The organism is Micromonospora sp. NPDC050784, assembly GCF_044456765.1.
In the GTDB taxonomy this organism is placed as follows: Bacteria; Actinomycetota; Actinomycetes; order Mycobacteriales; family Micromonosporaceae; genus Micromonospora; species Micromonospora foliorum.
Genome location: NZ_JBITGG010000015.1, coordinates 135,106 through 152,777 on the forward strand (window position 1 = coordinate 135,106; position 17,672 = coordinate 152,777).

General features: G+C 70.6%; 15 protein-coding genes and 1 tRNA gene. 9 read left to right on the forward strand and 7 right to left on the reverse strand.

All coding sequences use genetic code 11. The features are described 5' to 3' along the window. Window positions 1-150: 150 nt before the first annotated feature. Window positions 151-1,599, forward strand: a complete 1,449-nt coding sequence (pyk, locus tag ACIBD9_RS21200; RefSeq protein ID WP_396720011.1) for a pyruvate kinase — start codon at window positions 151-153, stop codon at window positions 1,597-1,599. Further along, window positions 1,596-2,480: an acyl-CoA thioesterase gene (locus ACIBD9_RS21205; protein ID WP_396720013.1), complete on the forward strand. Its 885-nt coding sequence runs from the start codon at window positions 1,596-1,598 to the stop codon at window positions 2,478-2,480. Before pyk ends, ACIBD9_RS21205 begins: the two co-directional genes overlap by 4 nt. Before the next feature lie 68 nt (window positions 2,481-2,548). Here the strand turns inward: ACIBD9_RS21205 and ACIBD9_RS21210 are convergent, their stop codons facing one another. Continuing rightward, window positions 2,549-3,217, reverse strand: coding sequence for a YceI family protein (locus ACIBD9_RS21210; RefSeq protein ID WP_396720015.1), 669 nt, complete (start codon window positions 3,215-3,217; stop codon window positions 2,549-2,551). A 292-nt stretch (window positions 3,218-3,509) separates the two neighbouring features. On the opposite strand from ACIBD9_RS21210, the gene ACIBD9_RS21215 reads away from it, so the two are divergent. Both ACIBD9_RS21215 and ACIBD9_RS21220 read left to right on the forward strand, forming a co-directional pair. Then, window positions 3,510-3,974 carry an Rrf2 family transcriptional regulator gene (locus ACIBD9_RS21215; protein ID WP_091407884.1) on the forward strand — a complete coding sequence of 155 codons (465 nt, stop codon included), beginning with the start codon at window positions 3,510-3,512 and terminating at the stop codon, window positions 3,972-3,974. Window positions 3,975-4,198: 224 nt separating this feature from the next. Further along, a complete protein-coding gene (locus ACIBD9_RS21220; RefSeq protein ID WP_396720113.1) occupies window positions 4,199-5,176 on the forward strand; it encodes a sulfite exporter TauE/SafE family protein in 978 nt (325 codons plus the stop codon). A 390-nt stretch (window positions 5,177-5,566) separates the two neighbouring features. On the opposite strand, the gene ACIBD9_RS21225 is transcribed toward ACIBD9_RS21220, so the two are convergent. Beyond that, a complete protein-coding gene (locus ACIBD9_RS21225; protein ID WP_396720018.1) occupies window positions 5,567-6,991 on the reverse strand; it encodes a pyridoxal-dependent decarboxylase in 1,425 nt (474 codons plus the stop codon). Window positions 6,992-7,247: 256 nt separating this feature from the next. Between ACIBD9_RS21225 and ACIBD9_RS21230 the strand changes: the two genes are divergently transcribed. Next, window positions 7,248-9,494 carry a cellulose binding domain-containing protein gene (locus ACIBD9_RS21230; protein WP_396720020.1) on the forward strand — a complete coding sequence of 749 codons (2,247 nt, stop codon included), beginning with the start codon at window positions 7,248-7,250 and terminating at the stop codon, window positions 9,492-9,494. Window positions 9,495-9,694: 200 nt separating this feature from the next. On the opposite strand, the gene ACIBD9_RS21235 is transcribed toward ACIBD9_RS21230, so the two are convergent. Then, the gene (locus ACIBD9_RS21235) at window positions 9,695-10,705 is read right to left on the reverse strand and encodes an LLM class flavin-dependent oxidoreductase (protein WP_396720022.1); all 1,011 of its coding nucleotides are present in this window, start codon (window positions 10,703-10,705) and stop codon (window positions 9,695-9,697) included. A 72-nt stretch (window positions 10,706-10,777) separates the two neighbouring features. Next, window positions 10,778-11,257, reverse strand: coding sequence for an Lrp/AsnC family transcriptional regulator (locus tag ACIBD9_RS21240; protein ID WP_396720024.1), 480 nt, complete (start codon window positions 11,255-11,257; stop codon window positions 10,778-10,780). Between the two features lie 83 nt (window positions 11,258-11,340). Here ACIBD9_RS21240 and ACIBD9_RS21245 point away from each other — a divergent pair, with 83 nt between their 5' ends. Next, a complete protein-coding gene (locus ACIBD9_RS21245; protein WP_396720026.1) occupies window positions 11,341-12,519 on the forward strand; it encodes a trans-sulfuration enzyme family protein in 1,179 nt (392 codons plus the stop codon). A 4-nt stretch (window positions 12,520-12,523) separates the two neighbouring features. On the opposite strand, the gene ACIBD9_RS21250 is transcribed toward ACIBD9_RS21245, so the two are convergent. From ACIBD9_RS21250 to ACIBD9_RS21260, 3 genes are all read right to left on the reverse strand, one after another. Further along, complete coding sequence (locus ACIBD9_RS21250; protein ID WP_396720028.1) at window positions 12,524-13,174, reverse strand: NAD-dependent epimerase/dehydratase family protein; 651 nt, start codon at window positions 13,172-13,174, stop codon at window positions 12,524-12,526. A 92-nt stretch (window positions 13,175-13,266) separates the two neighbouring features. Continuing rightward, the gene (locus ACIBD9_RS21255) at window positions 13,267-13,530 is read right to left on the reverse strand and encodes a hypothetical protein (protein ID WP_396720030.1); all 264 of its coding nucleotides are present in this window, start codon (window positions 13,528-13,530) and stop codon (window positions 13,267-13,269) included. Window positions 13,531-14,048: 518 nt separating this feature from the next. After that, window positions 14,049-14,125 (reverse strand) — tRNA-Leu (locus ACIBD9_RS21260). Between the two features lie 105 nt (window positions 14,126-14,230). Between ACIBD9_RS21260 and ACIBD9_RS21265 the strand changes: the two genes are divergently transcribed. The 3 genes from ACIBD9_RS21265 to ACIBD9_RS21275 all read left to right on the forward strand — a co-directional run bounded on the left by ACIBD9_RS21265 (window position 14,231) and on the right by ACIBD9_RS21275 (window position 17,626). After that, a complete protein-coding gene (locus ACIBD9_RS21265; protein ID WP_130402813.1) occupies window positions 14,231-14,854 on the forward strand; it encodes an ANTAR domain-containing response regulator in 624 nt (207 codons plus the stop codon). 66 nt (window positions 14,855-14,920) lie between these two features. Beyond that, window positions 14,921-16,108, forward strand: coding sequence for a hypothetical protein (locus ACIBD9_RS21270; RefSeq protein ID WP_396720032.1), 1,188 nt, complete (start codon window positions 14,921-14,923; stop codon window positions 16,106-16,108). Window positions 16,109-16,474: 366 nt separating this feature from the next. Then, window positions 16,475-17,626, forward strand: a complete 1,152-nt coding sequence (locus tag ACIBD9_RS21275; RefSeq protein WP_396720034.1) for a branched-chain amino acid ABC transporter substrate-binding protein — start codon at window positions 16,475-16,477, stop codon at window positions 17,624-17,626. The last annotated feature ends 46 nt before the right edge of the window (window positions 17,627-17,672 follow it).

Below are 17,672 nucleotides of genomic sequence, written 5' to 3' on the forward strand. Positions count from 1 at the left end.
TCCCGGCGCGCGGTCGCTGATGCCCGTCGCCACAACGTTCCCGGTGCGGTTCCGCCCGCCGGCCCGACGCGCACCGCGCGTCGTTGGACAACTGTTCCGCTGCCTGCAAGGGGTCGGCCCCGAGTCCGACCTGAAGGAGAGACTAGCCTGATGGGCGTGACACGCCGCGCGAAGATCGTCTGCACTCTTGGTCCCGCCACCTCGTCCCCGGAGCGCATCCGGGGTCTCGTCGAGGCCGGCATGAACGTGGCGAGGCTCAACTTCAGCCACGGCAGCCACGCCGACCACGAGGCGGTCTACCGACTGGTCCGGGAGGCGTCGGAGGCAGCAGGTAAGCCGGTCGCCGTCCTCGCCGACCTGCAAGGCCCCAAGATCCGGCTCGGTCGGTTCGCCGACGGCCCGCACGAGTGGCGTACCGGTGACTCGGTCGTCATCACCGGCGACGACGTCATCGGCACCAAGGAGCGGGTCTCCTGCACCTATACCAAGCTGCCCCAGGAGGTGAAGCCCGGCGACCGGCTGCTGATCGACGACGGCCGGGTCGCCGTCGAGGTCACCGATGTCACCGGCAACGACATCCGCTGCCTCGTCACCGAGGGCGGCCCGGTCTCCAACAACAAGGGCGTGTCCCTGCCCAACGTGGCGGTCAGCGTGCCCGCCATGTCGGACAAGGACGCCGAGGACCTGCGCTTCTCCCTGGGTCTCGGCGTCGACCTGGTGGCGCTGTCCTTCGTCCGCTCGGCCGAGGACATCAAGCTCGTGCACAACATCATGGCCGAGGAGGGCGTGTTCCGGCCGGTGCTCGCCAAGGTCGAGAAGCCGGAGGCGGTGGAGCACCTGGAGGCCATCGTGCTGGCCTTCGACGGTGTCATGGTCGCCCGCGGTGACCTCGGTGTCGAGATGCCGCTGGACGAGGTCCCGCTGGTGCAGAAGCGCGCCGTGCAGCTGTGCCGGGAGAACGCCAAGCCCGTCATCGTGGCCACCCAGATGCTCGACTCCATGATCGAGAATTCCCGCCCCACCCGGGCGGAGGCCTCCGACGTCGCCAACGCGGTGCTCGACGGCGCGGACGCGGTGATGCTCTCCGGCGAGACCAGCGTCGGCAAGTACCCGGTGCTCACCGTCAGCACCATGGCCAAGATCGTGACGACCACCGAGGCCGGTTCGATCGGGGTGCCGCGGTTGCAGCACGACCCGCGTACCCACGGTGGCGCGCTCACCGTCGCCGCCTCGTCGATCGCCCGGGCCATCAACGCCAAGGCGCTCGTCGCCTTCTCGCAGACCGGCGACACCGTGCGACGGCTGTCCCGCCTGCACTGCGACCTGCCGCTGCTGGCCTTCACGCCGGTCCCGGAGGTGCGCGACCAGCTCGCCCTCACCTGGGGCGTGGAGACCTTCCTGATGCCGTTCGTGCAGCACACCGACGACATGTTCCGCCAGGTCGACCAGGCGCTGCTCGGCCTCGACCGGGCCAACCCCGGTGACTACGTGGTGATCGTGGCCGGCAGCCCGCCCGGCACCCCCGGCTCGACCAACACGCTGCGCGTACACCAGCTCGGCTCGCTGGTCGACGCCGCGTCGGCGCGGGCCCTGCAGTGAGCGACGGTCGGGTCGCGGTCGGCCAGGCGGCGGTGGACCAGCTGCTGGAAGTGCTGGACCTCGACCCGACCGGGGAGATGACCTTCCGGGGGATGAGCCCCCCGGTCGGCCCACAACGGGTGTACGGCGGCCAGGTTGCCGGTCAGGCCCTGGTCGCCGCCGGCCGCACCGTCGACCCGGAGCGGTTCGTGCACTCGTTGCACGGCTACTTCGTCCGCCCCGGCGACCCGGTCGAGCCGATCGCGTACGAGGTGGAGAACATCCGCGACGGCAGGTCCTTCTCGGTCCGCCGCGCGGTCGCCCTCCAGCACGGCAAGCCGATCTTCTTCATGTCGGCGTCGTTCCAGCGGGCCGAGGAGGGGCTGGACCACCAGGCCCCGGCCCCGCTGGACGTACCCCCGCCGCAGGACGTGCCGACGATGACCGACCGGCTCTCCCGTTACCCGGAGCGGCTGGGCATCTGGGGCCAGATCCCGCGACCGATCGACGTGCGCTACGTGGGCGAGCCCGGCTGGGTCCGCCCCGGCGACCGGCCCGCCGACCCGCACCAGCGCGTCTGGATGCGCATCGACGGCAAACTGCCCGACGACCCTCTGCTACACGCCTGCGCGCTCACCCACGCCTCGGACCTCACCCTGCTGGACTCGGTGCTCTCCGCGCACGGCGAGGTGTGGGGGCCGGGCGGGTTGGTCGGCGCGAGCCTGGACCACGCGCTGTGGTTCCACCGGCCGTTCCGGGCCGACGAGTGGTTCCTCTACGACTGCCTGAGCCCGTCGGCGTCGGGGGCGCGAGGGCTGGCCACCGGCCGGATGTTCACCACGGACGGCCAGCAGATCGCCAGCGCCGTCCAGGAGGGTCTGCTGCGCCGCGTCGGCGCCTGACGCTCTGGCTCCTCCCCGCCAGGTAGTTGTCGCTCATCCCCCCAGGCCTCTGGCGGGGATGATGTGGTTCAGGCCTGGTGGATGGCTTCCCCGGCGATCTCGATCTGCACCGTCTTGCCGACCAGCACACCGCCGCTCTCCAGGACGACATTCCAGAGCAGGCCGTAGTCCTCACGGTTCATCTCGGCCGTCGCGCTGAATCCGAAGATGTTCTGCCCGTACGGATCCTGACGAGCGCCACCAAAATTCACCTCCAGGTCGACGGCCCGGGTGATCCCCTTCACGGTCAACTCACCGGTGAGGACGAATCGTCCGGGAATGCCGTCGGACTGCGGCGGAACAATGTGACTCCGGCCTCGTCCGGCCAACCGGTGGTTGCGCAGACGCGCCCACTGGAATATGGGGTCCTCGTTGCCCTGCCATTTGATGCCGGTGCTTCGATATTCGAGGGTGGGAAAACGTTCCACGTCGAGGAAGTCGGGACTCTTCAGATGCGTGTCCCGGTCGACGCTCCCGGTGGTGATACTGGCCGACATGATGGTGGCCGTCACCGAGGAGAGCAGTGGGTCCTCCGCCACGAAGATCTGCGCCGTGGCCTCGGCGAACTCGCCGCGCACCGGGCTCACCATCATGTGCCGGGACAGGAAACCGATCCGCTTGTGCGCCTGATCGAGAAGATAGGTGCCGGCGACCGGGATGGTCATGCCATCCCAGGTGCGTGTGGCGACATCGGTCATCGTGTTGCCTTCCCCCCGAGCACACCCGGGTGTTTATCAATATGTAGCTGGCGGCCGGGTAAACGGCCGAACATTCGTACTCCCGCCCAGCATAGGGACGCTCCGGACCGGCATTTCCGCCGCCACCGTGTCGTGGATCATGACGTACTTCACCGGTCCCGGACGGCGGCCGTTTCACCGGTCCCGGACGACGGCCCGCACGGGTTCCGACGGCGCTACTTTCCATCGATGCGTGGCCGATCGGCCGAGGGTCGCCCGCCCGGCCGGTTGACCAGCGACTAACCTTGCCGACATGCGCCTCTCCGCCCGGGTCGACTATGCCCTCCGCGCGGCCGCCGAGCTTGCCGCGACGGCCAGCGGCCCCGGGCGCGGCCGGCCGGTCACGGCCGACCAGATCGCCCGCGCCCAGGAGATCCCCCCGAAGTTCCTGGAGAGCATCCTTCTCCAGCTACGCCGGGGCGGCATCGTGCACGCCCAGCGCGGCCCGGAGGGCGGCTACTGGTTGGCCCGCCCCGCCGAGGAGATCTCCCTCGCCGAGGTCATCCGGGTGATCGACGGGCCCCTCGCCCACGTACGCGGGCAACGCCCCGAGCAGCTCGGCTACCACGGTCCGGCGCATGCCCTCCAGGAGGTCTGGATCGCGCTACGGGCCAGCGAGCGGGAGATCCTGGAGTTGGTCAGCGTCGCCGACGTGGCCGCGGGCACCCTGCCCGCGCGCGTCACCGAACTGGCCGCTGACCCGCGCGCCTGGATCTGACCGCCGGCTCCGCCTTACCTGGCCGCTGACCCACGCTTGGGTCTGTGCGCCGCTCCGCGTCACCTGGCCGCCGACCCGTGCGCGTCGGTCTGTGCGCCGCTCGGTTCCCGGCCCGGCGCACCCCGCGGAGCGTCCCATTTATCGATCGGGGGCTTGACCCTGGCTGCCCCATCCCGCATTGTCGACCAAGTCGATAGGAGATGCCGAAAAGTCTGGGGGCGCTCGTGCGCAAGCTGTTGGTCCTCGCTCTGGTCGGGCTCGTCGCGCAACTGATCGATGGTTCGCTCGGCATGGCGTACGGCTTGACCTCGTCCACGCTGCTGCTGGTCGCCGGGGTCGCCCCGGCCGCCGCCTCGGCCTCGGTGCACCTGGCTGAGATCGGCACCACGTTCGCCGCCGGGGTCGCGCACTGGCGGTTCGGCAACGTCGACTGGCGGGTGGTGACCCGCATCGCCCTACCCGGAGCGATCGGCGCCTTCGCCGGCGCCACCCTGCTCAGCTCGATCTCCACCGAGGCCGCCGCACCGTGGATGGCCGGCATTCTCTTCACGCTCGGCGCGTACCTCCTGGTCCGCTTCGCCCGACCGCTGCGCACCGACCGGGCCGGCGGGCGGCTACGCGGTCGTTTCCTCGGCCCCCTGGGCCTGGTCGCCGGCTTCGTCGACGCGACCGGCGGCGGTGGGTGGGGCCCGGTGGCCACCCCGGCGCTGCTGGTCTCCGGCCGCATGGAACCCCGCAAGGTGATCGGCTCGGTGGACACCGCCGAGTTCGTCGTGGCCGGCGCGGCCAGCGTCGGCTTCCTGATCGGGCTGGGCGCGGAGGGATTCCTGCTCCCCACCGTCGCCGCCCTGCTCATCGGCGGGCTCATCGCCGCCCCGCTGGCCGCCTGGCTGGTGCGAATCGTGCCCGCCCAACTGCTCGGCGCGGCAATCGGCGGCGTGATCGTGCTGACCAACGCCCGCACCCTGATCCGCTCCGCCGAACTGGACGGCCCGGCCCGCCCCGCCGTGTACGCCCTGCTGGCCGCCGGCTGGCTGGCCGCCCTGGTGCTGGCCGTGCGCGCCCTACGCCGTACCCGCCGCGCCCGCGCCGAAGCCGCGAACGCTCCCGCCGCCGCTGCCGGCCCGTCCGCCGCTACCACCCCTGCTGCCGATGAAGTCCGGGTCGATCTCGCCGCAACGGGTACGTCCACCCCACGCTGAACCCCGCCCGGCCCGCCCGCTGACGCCCCGTCAACGTCGTCATCGCCGATGGTGAATCACCAAGATCGCGCTACATCCGGGATGTAGTGGCCTCCCGGCGTTTCGTGGCCACTACATCCTGGATCGAGCGTGACCTTGACGGCGGTGGGCGCCCGAAGGCCGCTCCCGGTCGGTCGGGCACGGTGTTTGTGAAGATCCGCGCAATATCAGGGATGTTGCTGTCTCTCGCGGGTCGGAGGCAGCAACATCCGGGAACTTGCGCAGATCTTGGCGCGGGGCGCGGGGCGCGGGGCGCGGAGCGCGGGGGCGCGGGGGCGCGGGGCGCGGGGCGCGGGGCCGCGGGGCGCGGGAGCGCGGGAGGTGCGGGGAGCGGGCGGGGCGGCGGCGGGACTAGGGGGTATGCAGGGTGGTGGCTGCCTTGGAGAGCAGGACCCAGGCTTCGTCGATGTGCGCTTCGGTGGTCTGCGGTGAGCCGACCGCCAGCCGCAGCGTGTAGCGGCCGGCGACGCGGGTGTGTGTCAGGTGTACGCGTCCGGTGGCGTTCGCCGAGGCCAGCAACGCCGCGTTGGTGTCGTCGTCGGCGCGCAGTCGGAAGCAGACCAGGGAGAACGGGTGCGCGGCGGCCACCTCGAACCGGTCGTCGGCGCGGATCCGCTCGGCGAAACGTTCGGCCAGCGCCACCCCGGAGCGGATGTGCGCCCGCAGCCCTTCGGCGCCGTACCAGCGCAGCACGAACCACAGCTTGAGGGACCGGAACCGCCGTCCGAGTGGCACCTGCCAGTCCCGGTAGTCGATCACCGCGCCGGATTCGGAGGCCGCGTTGCGGAGGAACTCCGGCAGGACGGTCAGCGCCTCGATCAGTTCAGCGCGGTCGGCCACCCAGAACGCGTCGCAGTCGAAGCCGGTGAGCAGCCACTTGTGCGGGTCGAAGCAGTACGAATCGGCGTACTCCAGGCCGGCGTGCGACCACCGCAGTTCGGGGCAGACGGCGGCGGCGCCCGCGTACGCGGCGTCCACGTGTAGCCAGATTCCGTACTCGGCGCAGATGGCCCCGATCTCGGGCAGCGGGTCGACGGCGGTGGTGGAGGTGGTGCCGATGGTCGCCACCACGATGGCCGGTACGTCACCGGTGGCCAGGTCGGCTTCGATCGCGGCCCGCAGCGCGCCCGGCAGCATCGCCTGGGTGTCCGGGTCCACGTCGATCGGCCGGACTCCGTCGCTGCCCAGCCCGGCGATCCGTACCGCCTTTTCGATGGACGAGTGCCCGTGGATGGAGGTGTAGGCGCGGTAGCGCCGGTCGATGCCGGTGTGCCGCCAGCGGCCGCCGCTGGCCCGGTGCAGGGCGGCCAGGGTGGCCACCAGCGTCGCCGAGGAGGCCGAGTCCTGGATGACCCCGCCGCCGGTGCCGGTCGAGCGGAACCGTGGTGGCAGGTCCAGCAGGTGGGCCAGCCAGTCCATCATCACCGTCTCCAGCTCGGTGCAGGCCGGGCTGGAGGCCCAGAGCATGCCCTGTACGCCGAGGCCGGAGCTGACCAGGTCGCCGAGCACACTCGGGCCGGAGGTGTTGCCCGGGAAGTAGCCGAAAAAGCCCGGGTGCTGCCAGTGGGTCAGCCCCGGTACGACGATCGAGTCCAGGTCGGCGAGGATCGCCTCGACCGGTTCGCCGCCGGTGGTGGGCGGCTCGCTGGGCAGCGCGGCGGCCACCGTGCCCGGGGGATCGGCCGGGGCGACAGGCCGTTGCTCCACTGTCGCCCAGTAGTCGGCGATCCAGTCGACGACGGCGTGGCCGGCGCGACGGAACTCGGCGGGGTCCATGTGGTGAACGCTCACCCGGACGAGTTGATCAGGCATCGATCGCGGGGGCAAGACTCCGACCAAGCAACGGTCATCGATGTTGCGCGGCGGAAAGCGCTTGCCTTACGATCGCCGTGAGTCGGATCCGTGAGTTCCAGGGCGCTTCACCCCGATCAGATCGCCGTCCGCCGCCGTCGCGGTGGGGTCGGTCCACCGTGCTTCCCCGGGCAGGGCTGGTGGGCCGCAGCGATCGTCACCGGATCCCCGGAGGCAGTGCATGCACCCGTCCAGACATCGGCTGATCCTGCTCGCCGCCACGACGGCGGCCACCGTCGTGGCCGGCACCCTCGGCACGGTCGTCGCCTCGGCCGCCGCGGTCGGCTGCCGGGTCGATTATCAGATCACCAACCAGTGGCAGGGCGGCTTCGGCGCCAACGTCACCGTCACCAACCTCGGCGACCCGGTCAACGGGTGGGCGCTCACCTGGTCGTACGCGGCGGGCCAACAGGTCACCCGGGCGTGGAACGCCACCGTCACCCAGTCCGGCGCCCAGGTCACCGCGCGCAACGTCGACCACAACGTCGCCATCGCCACGAACGGCAGTGCCGCGTTCGGTTTCAACGGTTCGTGGACCGGCAGCAACCCGGTGCCGAGCAGCTTCGCGCTCAACGGCACCACCTGCACCGGCGCCCCACCCACCGACGAGCCGACCACCCCGCCACCGACCACCCCGCCACCCACCACGCCACCCCCGACCACGCCTCCGCCTGCCGCCGGGCTGGTGCAGATGGAGGACCTGGACCGAGGGCTGATCAGCGTTCGCTCCGGCAGCGGCAACCTGGTCTCCTGGCGGCTGCTCGGCACCGAGACCTCCGGGGTGGCGTTCAACCTCTACCGGGGATCCACCAGGGTCAACGCCAGCCCGATCACCGGCGCCACCAACTACCTCGACAGCGGCGCGGCGGCCGGCTCCGCGTACACCGTGCGGGCCGTGGTGGGCGGCGCCGAGCAGGCGGCGTCGGCACCGGCGTTGCAGTTCGGCGCGGGCTACCTGGACGTGCCGTTGCAGGTCCCGGCCGGGGGCAGCACCCCCAGTGGCGAGAGCTACTCCTACAGCGCCAGCGACGCCTCCGTCGGTGATCTCAACGGCGACGGCAGCTACGAGATCGTGCTCAAGTGGGAGCCGTCGAACGCCAAGGACAACTCCCAGTCCGGCTACACCGGCAACGTCTACGTTGACGCGTACACCCTGACCGGCTCCCGGTTGTGGCGGATCGACCTGGGCCGCAACATCCGGGCCGGCGCCCACTACACCCAGTTCCAGGTGTACGACTACGACGGTGACGGCCGCGCCGAGGTGGCCATGAAGACCGCCGACGGCACCCGTTCCGGCACCGGCCAGCTCATCGGCTCGTCCTCGGCGGACTACCGCAACTCCAGCGGCTACGTGCTGTCCGGCCCGGAGTACCTGACCATGTTCAACGGGCAGACCGGCGCGGTCGCCTCCACAGTCAACTACGACCCGCCGCGCGGCACCGTGTCGTCCTGGGGTGACTCGTACGGCAACCGGGTGGACCGCTTCCTCGCCGGCACCGCGTACCTGGACGGGCAGCGCCCCTCGCTGATCATGGCCCGGGGCTACTACACCCGCGCGGTGATCGCGGCCTGGGACTTCCGCGACGGCACGCTGCGCAAGCGCTGGACGTTCGACTCGAACTCCTCCGGCAACGGCGCCGCCGCCGGTCAGGGCAACCACCAGCTCTCCGTCGCAGACGTCGACGCCGACGGTCGCCAGGAGATCGTGTACGGGGCCGCCACCATCGACGACAACGGCCGACTGCTCCACTCGACGGGCAACGGCCACGGCGACGCCCTGCACGTCGGGGACCTGGACCCGGGCCGCGCCGGCCTGGAGGTGTTCAAGGTCGACGAGGACGCCAGCAAGCCCAGCTCCTACTTCGCCGACGCCCGTACCGGTCAGGTCCTCTGGTCGACGCCGGCGTCCGGCGACAACGGCCGGGGTGTCTCCGCGGACATCTGGGCGGGCAGCCCCGGCGCGGAGTCGTGGTCGTCAGCGGTCGCCGGACTGTCCAACACCAGGGGGCAGAACGTGGGCCGCAAGCCCTCCTCGGCCAACTTCCTCGCCTGGTGGGACGGCGACCCGGTGCGGGAACTGCTCGACGGCACGAAGATCGACAAGTACGGCACCGGCGGTGAGACCCGGCTGCTCGACGGCAGCGGGGTGGCGTCCAACAACGGCACCAAGTCCACGCCGGCGCTCTCCGGCGACATCCTGGGTGACTGGCGCGAGGAGGTGGTCTGGCGGACCACCGACAGCCGGGCGTTGCGCATGTACAGCACACCCACCCCGACCACTACCCGGATCTACACGCTGATGCACGACCCGCAGTATCGGGTGGCGATCGCGTGGCAGAACACGGCCTACAACCAACCGCCGCATCCGGGGTTCTTCATCGGCAACGGAATGGGCACCCCACCAACGCCGGACATCCACCTACGTTGATGCAAACCCTGGCGGTCCCGAGCGGGGTCGCCTAGGGTGGCAGGCACCGGGCCGCAGCCGCGGAATCCGCTCAGCTCCGGCCCGGTGCGCCACACCGCGGCATTCCCAACCCGTCCCGACCGGGAATGCCGTACCACCACCGGCACCAACATTAGGCACCGTCCGGGTCGGCAGGGTGACGCTGACGTGAAGATCGTGTTTCACGCGTCCTGGCGTAGACCGCCCGCCACCTGCTCGGCGATCAACTCGTACGACCGCACCCGGTCCTGCACGTCGTACACCAGCGTGGTCAGCATCAGCTCGTCCGCGCCGGTGCGCTCCACCAGCTCGGTCAGCTGTCGACGCACCGTCTCCGGCGAGCCCATCGCCTGACCGTCACGGCGTTGCAGGACGAACTCCCGCTCGATCTCCGAGTACGGGTACGCCGCCGCCTCGTCGGGCGTCGACAACGGCTCCGGCCGCCCGGAGCGCAACTTCAGGAACGACAGGGCGCTCGGCCCGGCCAGCCATTCGGCCCGCTCGTCGGTCTCCGCGCACACCGCGTTGACCGCCACCATCGCGTACGGCTTGTCCAGCCACTGCGACGGCCGGAAGTTCTGCCGGTACAGGGCCAACGCCGGCAGGGTGTTCTGCGAGCTGAAGTGGTGCGCGAAGGAGAACGGCAGACCGAGCAGGCCGGCGAGCTGGGCGCTGAAACCGCTGGAGCCCAAAAGCCACACGGCCGGCTGCTCACCGCGGCCCGGAGTGGCGATGATCTGCCCCGGTTTCTCCCCGCTGAAGTAGTTCATCAGGTCCGTCAGCTCGCGCGGGAAACCCTCCGCCGACAGGCCCTCCATGGTGCGCCGCAACGCCAGCGCGGTCACCTGGTCGGTGCCCGGCGCCCGCCCGATGCCCAGGTCGATCCGACCGGGGTGCAGCGCCTCCAGGGTGCCGAACTGCTCGGCCACCACCAGCGGCGCGTGGTTGGGCAGCATCACCCCGCCCGAGCCCAGCCGGATCGTCGACGTGTTCGCCGCCAGGTGCGCCAGCAGCACCGCGGGGGCCGAACTGGCGATCGCCGGCATGTTGTGGTGCTCGGCCACCCAGAACCGGTGGTAGCCCAACTCCTCGGTGCGCCGGGCCAACTCGGTGGTGGCCTGCAACGCCGCGCCAGCGGTGGTGCCCTTGGCGACCGGGGCAAGATCAAGAACAGACAACGGTACGGTGATCACACGGTCAGCCAACCCGTCGCCGGCCGGCTTTGTTCCGGCATACGGGTTTTCGTCGGCCACCTCACCCGCCGCTCAACCCATCCCGCGCGCCTGTTCGAAGATCAGACTCGTCTGGGTGTGCTGCACCACCGGGTCGACCGCCAGGTGGTCCAACACGAAGTCCCGCAACGCGTCGCCGGACGCCGCCCGCACGTGCAGCACGTAGTCCTCCGCACCGGCCACGTGGAACACCGACACCACCCCCGGCAGCCGCACGGACCGGGCCCGGAACGCGTCCACCGCCGCCCGTTCGTGCGCGGTCAACCGCACCGACACCAACGCCTGAAGCGGCAGACCGAGCGCCGCCGGATCCACCTCGGCGTGGAAACCACGGATCGCACCGCGCTCACGCAGCGCCCGCGTACGCGTCAGGCACGTCGACGGCGCCACACCCACCCGCTCGGCGAGGGCGTTGTTCGGCAGCCGGCCATCCGCGGCCAACTCGGTCAGGATCGCGCGGTCCACCTCGTCCAGGGCCGGGTACGGCCGCACATCATTCGGCTCAGGGAGCATTCCGACATCCTCGCCCGAACTCAGCACCGAAACAAATGCTATTCGCAGAATGATCTGCCGAACTGTTGCCCGTTGGCAGCCAGATGTTCGACGCTACCGCCATGACAACGATGGACACCCGGGCCGTGCACGCCGGCCGCGACGACCTCCGCACCCTCGGCGTGCACGTACCACCCATCGACCTGTCCACCACCAACCCACTGCCGTCCGTCGACGACGGCGGCGCCGCGTACGAACAACTCGCCACCGGCGGCACCCTCCCCGCCGACGGCAGCGCCGTCTACCAACGGCTCTGGAACCCCACCGTCGCCCGCTTCGAAACCGCCCTCGCCGAACTGGAAGGCACCGCCCAGGCCGTCGCCTTCGCCAGCGGAATGGCCGCCCTCACCGCCACCCTGCTCGCCGCCGCCCGCGACGACCACCGGCACGTCGTCGCCGTCCGACCCCTCTACGGCGGCACCGACCACGTCCTCGCCACCGGCCTGCTCGGCACCACCGTCACCTGGACACGCCCCGACGAGGTCGCCGCCGCCATCCGCCCCGACACCGCACTCGTCATCGTCGAGACACCCGCCAACCCCACCCTTGACCTGGTCGACATCGCCGCCCTCGCCGCCGAGGCCGGCGACATCCCGCTGCTGGTCGACAACACCGTCGCCACCCCCGTCCTGCAACAACCCGCCCGGCACGGCGCCACCCTCGTCCTGCACAGCGCCACCAAGAGCATCGGCGGGCACGGCGACGTCCTCGCCGGCGTCGTCGCCTGCGACGACACCTGGGCCGTGCGGCTACGCCAGGTCCGCGCGGTCACCGGCGCGATCCTGCACCCCCTCGGCGGCTACCTGCTGCACCGCGGCCTGCAAACCCTGCCGCTGCGGGTCCGCGCCCAACAGGCCACCGCCGAGAAACTCGCCGGTTGGCTCGCCAGCCACCCCGCCGTACACCGGGTGCACCACCCCTCGGTGCACGACCCGGCGGCGCTGGTCGGGCGTCAGATGGCCGGACCCGGCAGCCTGCTCGCCTTCGAGGTACGCGGCGGCGCGCCCGCCGCGGCCGCCGTCGCCGGCGCCTGCCGCCTCATCACCCACGCGGTGTCCCTCGGCGGGGTGGACACCCTTATCCAGCACCCCGCCTCCCTCACCCACCGGCCGGTCGAGGGCGACGCCAAGCCCGCCGCAGCCCTGCTGCGCCTCTCGGTCGGCCTCGAAGACCCCGAGGACCTGCGCACCGATCTCGCCCAGGCCCTCGACACGATCACCTGACCGGTCAGCGCAACTCGCGGTTGCCCAACACCCGCACGGGCGAACCCTGCCGAGCCACCCGCAACATCGCCCGACCGATCCCGTCGGTCGTGGTGACCTGGTTCGGCAGCAACCGACGCAGCACCGGGAAGAGCGGACGCGTGACCGCGTACCCGAACCGGTACCACCGCGTCCTCGACACCGCCCCGTACGTCGGCTGGATGAACCCCGGCCGCGCCGCGTAACCGTTGGGCAGCAGATCCATGATCGCGTTCTCGGCGCGACCCTTGACCCGCGCCCACATCACCCGACCCTGACCCGACGAGTCGGTCCCCTGACCCGAGACGTAGACGAACGTGACCTGCGGGCTCACCTCCGCGAACAACCGCGCCGCCGCCAACGGGTAGTCGTAGCTGACCCGCGTGTACGCGGCCTCGTCCAGACCCAACGAGGACACCCCCAGGCAGTAGAAACACGCGTCGACCCCGGTCAACTCCGCCCGCATCGCGTCCAACTCGCCCACGTCGGCAACCGTGAACTCCCGCAGCTTCGGATCCTGCCGACCGGTCGGCCGCCGACCGACAGTCAGCACCTCCCGCACGTCGTCGGCGAGCAGGCACTCGCGCAACACGCCCTGACCGACCATCCCGGTCGCACCGAAGACAACCACCCGCATCAGACCTCACCCCTGTCGTCGCCGCTGCCACCGGCCATCCGCCCGCGCGTCAGCCAGGCTCCCACGGTCGGCGTGGTTCGCGCGGGTAGCGGTCAGGACTTCGGGCCGACGTGCCGGTCCAGCGTGGCGACCGCGTGGCGTCGCGCCACCGACAGCGAGTTGCGTCGGTTCATCCGCCAGGCGACGCCGAGCAGGTCGAGGCTCCACTGGCAGAGCGCCATGATGTCGGCCGACTCGTTGACGAACATGTAGCGCGGGTAGACGTACGCCTTGCCGCGCACGGTCACCCGGTTGGCGAACCGACAGCCGTCGGAGTGGAACAGCCCGCGCAGGAAGTCGCCCGGGTGTGCCGTCACGAGATCGCGCTGCCAGTCGGCCAAGATGATTGGGCGTTCGTGTTTCTTGCCAGGGCCGTGCTGGGGGAGCAGACACGGCCAGTGCTTGCCGGAACTTTGCACGCTGACGCAGCCGACCTGCCGGACGCGCTGCACCCTCGCGGCTAGCACCGCTCGCATAGCGGCGTCACAGGCCTCGATCAGGCCTGGCCAGCTGTCGCTGCAGGCGATGCGAAGCACCGGGACCCGGGCGGACGTGACGAGATGACCGTCGCCCAGGTAGAGGCCGAGCAGGTATAGGTATGAAGACGGATCTGTCTGAATGTTGACGTTGGGCCGGCAGCGGAAGCAACGGGACTCGGTGCCCTGCTGTTGTGGCTCAGCCTGCCCCCTGCACCAGCCGCGGACGGTCGGATAGGGAAGTCTCAGTCGTCGGGCGACCTCAGCGACCGTGCTGCCGGCGAGGTGCTGCTGCCGTGCTCGTAGGCGCAGTTCAGGTAGGTGCACAGCACGATTTTGGAACAGCCGTACGACAAGTTTGGTGCCCCCGGTGGGATTCGAACCCACACTGTCGGAGGTTTGAGCTCCGCTTCTCTGCCGGTTGGAATACGGGGACGCTTGGCCGAATGCTCTGGTGGCCTCCCATAGGTTACCTACTACGCTGAGGGCGGTGACACCCGGCTGGGCGGGTGCCGCGTTCGAACTGGTGGGGGTAGGGCTGGTGGCTGAGATGCCGACGGATGCCGAGCGCAGGCGCGTACTGATCGCCGAGGACGAGGCGCTGATCCGGCTGGACCTCGCCGAGATGCTTGTCGAAGAGGGCTACGAGGTGGTGGGGGAGGCCGGTGACGGCGAGACAGCCGTGCGCCTCGCCGAGGAGTTGAAGCCCGATCTCGTCATCCTCGACATCAAGATGCCGATCATGGACGGGCTGGCCGCCGCCGAGCGCATCGCCGGCGCCCGGATCGCCCCGGTGATCATTCTGACCGCGTTCAGCCAGCGTGACCTGGTGGAGCGGGCGCGGGCGGCGGGCGCGATGGCGTACCTCGTGAAGCCTTTCCAGAAGAGCGACCTGGTCCCGGCGGTGGAGATCGCGCTGTCGCGTTACTCGGAGGTCGCGGCCCTGGAGGCGGAGGTCGCCAGCCTGACCGACCGCCTGGAGATCCGTAAGTCGGTGGAGCGCGCCAAGGGCGCGCTGATGACCACGTACGGGATGACCGAGCCGCAGGCGTTCAAGTGGATCCAGCGCACGGCGATGGACCACCGGATGACCATGAAAGAGGTCGCCGAGCGGATCCTCGCGGAGACCGCCGGCGGCGAGGTGTCGCAGCAGCCGACCGTCTGAGCGCTCCTGGTGACAACGGGCTGCGCTGGGCCACCGTGCGCGGGGTCTGGTGGCTAGCATCGACGGGTGTCCGTCCGACGGGTGATCGCGGTGTTCGGCCTCTTCGCGCTGCTGCTTTCCGGGTGCGACGGGCCGGCCGCGCCGAGCGGCGGGGGGTCGACGACGGCCGCCGCGCCGGCGCTGCGGCCGGGTTGGCAGCCGCTGACGTTGCCGGCGCCGCCGGATGGCCCGGGCCGTCCGCTTGTGCGGGACGCGGCGTCGTGCGCGGGTCGGTGGTTCGTGGTCGGTGGCGTCGTGGACGCCGCCGGTGGCACGCGCCCGGCGGCCTGGACCAGCGTGGACGGTACGACGTGGACGGTGCTGACGGTGCGTCCGGATTCGTTCTACGGGCGGCAGAACGTGTTCCTGTCGGCGGCCTGCCGGGACGGGCAGGTGGCGTTGATCGGCGCGAAGGTCGGTGGTGCGCACGGATATCCGCGGGTGAGCACGTGGCGGCAGGTGGCCGACGGGGCGTTGGTCGAGGTGCAGGCGTCGTTCGAGACGTACGGCGGGCCGACGGCGGTGAACGTGTCCCGGTTGGCGGCCGGTCCGCGGGGTTGGTTGATCGTCGGTAACCGGTCGGCGGGTGCCGCGTCCTGGGTGGGGTCGCCGGACGCCGCGGAGTTCGCGCTGGTCGAGGGTGCACCGGAGTTGGCCAGTGACGCGGTGGGGGTGACCTGGGCGTTCGACGCGGTGGCGACGTCGTCGGGGTGGTTGGCGGTGGGGGGTTTGTTGCCGGCTGGCCGGATCGACCGTGACCCGGCGGTGTGGTCGTCTCCGGACGGGCGGTCGTGGCGGCGCACGGTGTTGCCGGGTGGGTCGGAGTACGAGGAGATGCAGCGGGTGGTGCTGGCCGACGGCGTGCCGGTGGCGGTCGGGCTGCGTGGGGGGACGTTCGGCGCGTGGCGGCAGGAGGCGGCGGGTTGGGTGGCCGCCGGGACGTTCGGGCGGCGGGCTGGGGCCGGGGTGCCGGGGGTGGGGTCGCTGGTGTCGTCCGGCGGCAGTCTGTTCGCCGCGGTGACGGACGGGGCGCGGCATTCGGTGTGGGTGTCGACCGATCGGGGTGGGTCGTGGCGGGAGGCGGCGACGCCACTCGATGTGCCGGCGGGCGTTGATCGGGACGTGACGCTGGTGGCGGTGGGTGACCGGTGGTGGTTGGCGGCGGACGACGGCACCCGCGCCGGGTTGTGGTGGGCGGCCGGCCCGGGCGCCTGAACGGCGATGGTGCGGTGACGCTTCACCCCGGTGCGCGACCCACGCGGACGTTTCCGCAGGTCAGTCGGCTTCTTGTCAGGTGCGAGCGGTCCGGGTTGGTGCGGGTGGACTTCGACCGGACGTGGATTTAAGGACCGTCTGGCGGATTCACCTGTTACGGACATCGACATGATTGCCCACGTCTTCGTAACGGTTTCGCAGACCCAGCCTTCAGGCCTTCCGGGACGGTATGTCGTGTCGGTACGCTCCGCCATCACGAGCCGTAACGCAGGGGGAGTCCCTGCGGGGTGGGTGGAATTGCGGGTCAGCTGCTGTCGCCGTCGCTTCGGGTCAGCCGCGTCCGCATCTCGAGGAGGTCAGGAAGCCGTGAGGCGAAGCTATGTACGGGCGCTGGGTACCGTGGCGCTCGCCGCGACCCTGGTGGTTGCGGCTGGTTGCCAGGATTCCGGTGGCGGCGACGGTGGGACCGCGTCGGGTGACTGCGGTGGCAAGATTGCGATCTTCGGTGCGTTCACGGGTGACAACGCGGGTCTGGTGATCCCGTCGCTGAACGGCGCGAAGCTGGCCGTGAAGCAGTTCAACGCGGCGAACCCGAACTGCAAGGTCACGATGCAGGAGTTCGACACCCAGGGTGACCCCGCGGTGGCGACCCCGTTCGCGAACCAGATCGCGGGGGACAACTCGTTCCTCGGTGTCATCGGTGGTCACTTCTCCGGTGAGTCGGACGCGACGATGCCGATCTACCAGGCTGCTGGCCTGGCGATGGTCAGCCCGTCGGCGACCCGCACGGACCTGACCCAGAAGGGCAACACGTCCTTCTACCGGGTGGTCGGTAACGACGGCACGCAGGCCGGTGCCGTGGCCAGCTACCTGAAGACCCAGAACGCGAAGAAGGTCTTCATGATCGATGACGCCAGCGCGTACGGCGCGGGCATCACCGATGAGCTGGGCAAGCAGCTCGGCCCGCTGGTCGTGAACAAGGACAAGATCCAGGAGCGGCAGGCGCAGTTCGACGCCACCATCTCCAAGATCAAGTCCGCGCAGGCCGACTTCGTCTTCTACGGCGGCTACACCCGTGAGGCCGCTCCGCTGGTGAAGCAGATGCGTGCCGCTGGTGTCCAGGCCAAGTTCGTCGGCCCGGACGGTCTCTACGACACCGCGTTCCCGTCGGGTGCCTCCGGTGGCGCCGAGGGCGCGATCATCACCTGCCCGTGCCTCCCGGCCGACAAGGCCGGCGGCACCTTCTCCGCCGACTACCAGAAGGAGTACGGCATCCCGCCGGGCTCCTACGGCGCTGAGGGCTTCGACGGCGCGACCGTCTACCTGGACGCCTTCAAGGCTGGCAAGAAGAGCCGGGCGGACATCCTGGCGTTCGTGAAGTCGTACGACAAGCAGGGTGTGTCGAAGTACATCAAGTTCGACTCCAAGGGTGACGTCGACCCGACGAAGGTTGTCATCTGGGCCTACCAGATCAAGGGCAACGCTATCGAGGCGCTGCAGGAGCTCAAGCTCAGCTGACGCCCACGAAATGGAGTGCGGCCGGGGTGTTTCACCCCGGCCGCTC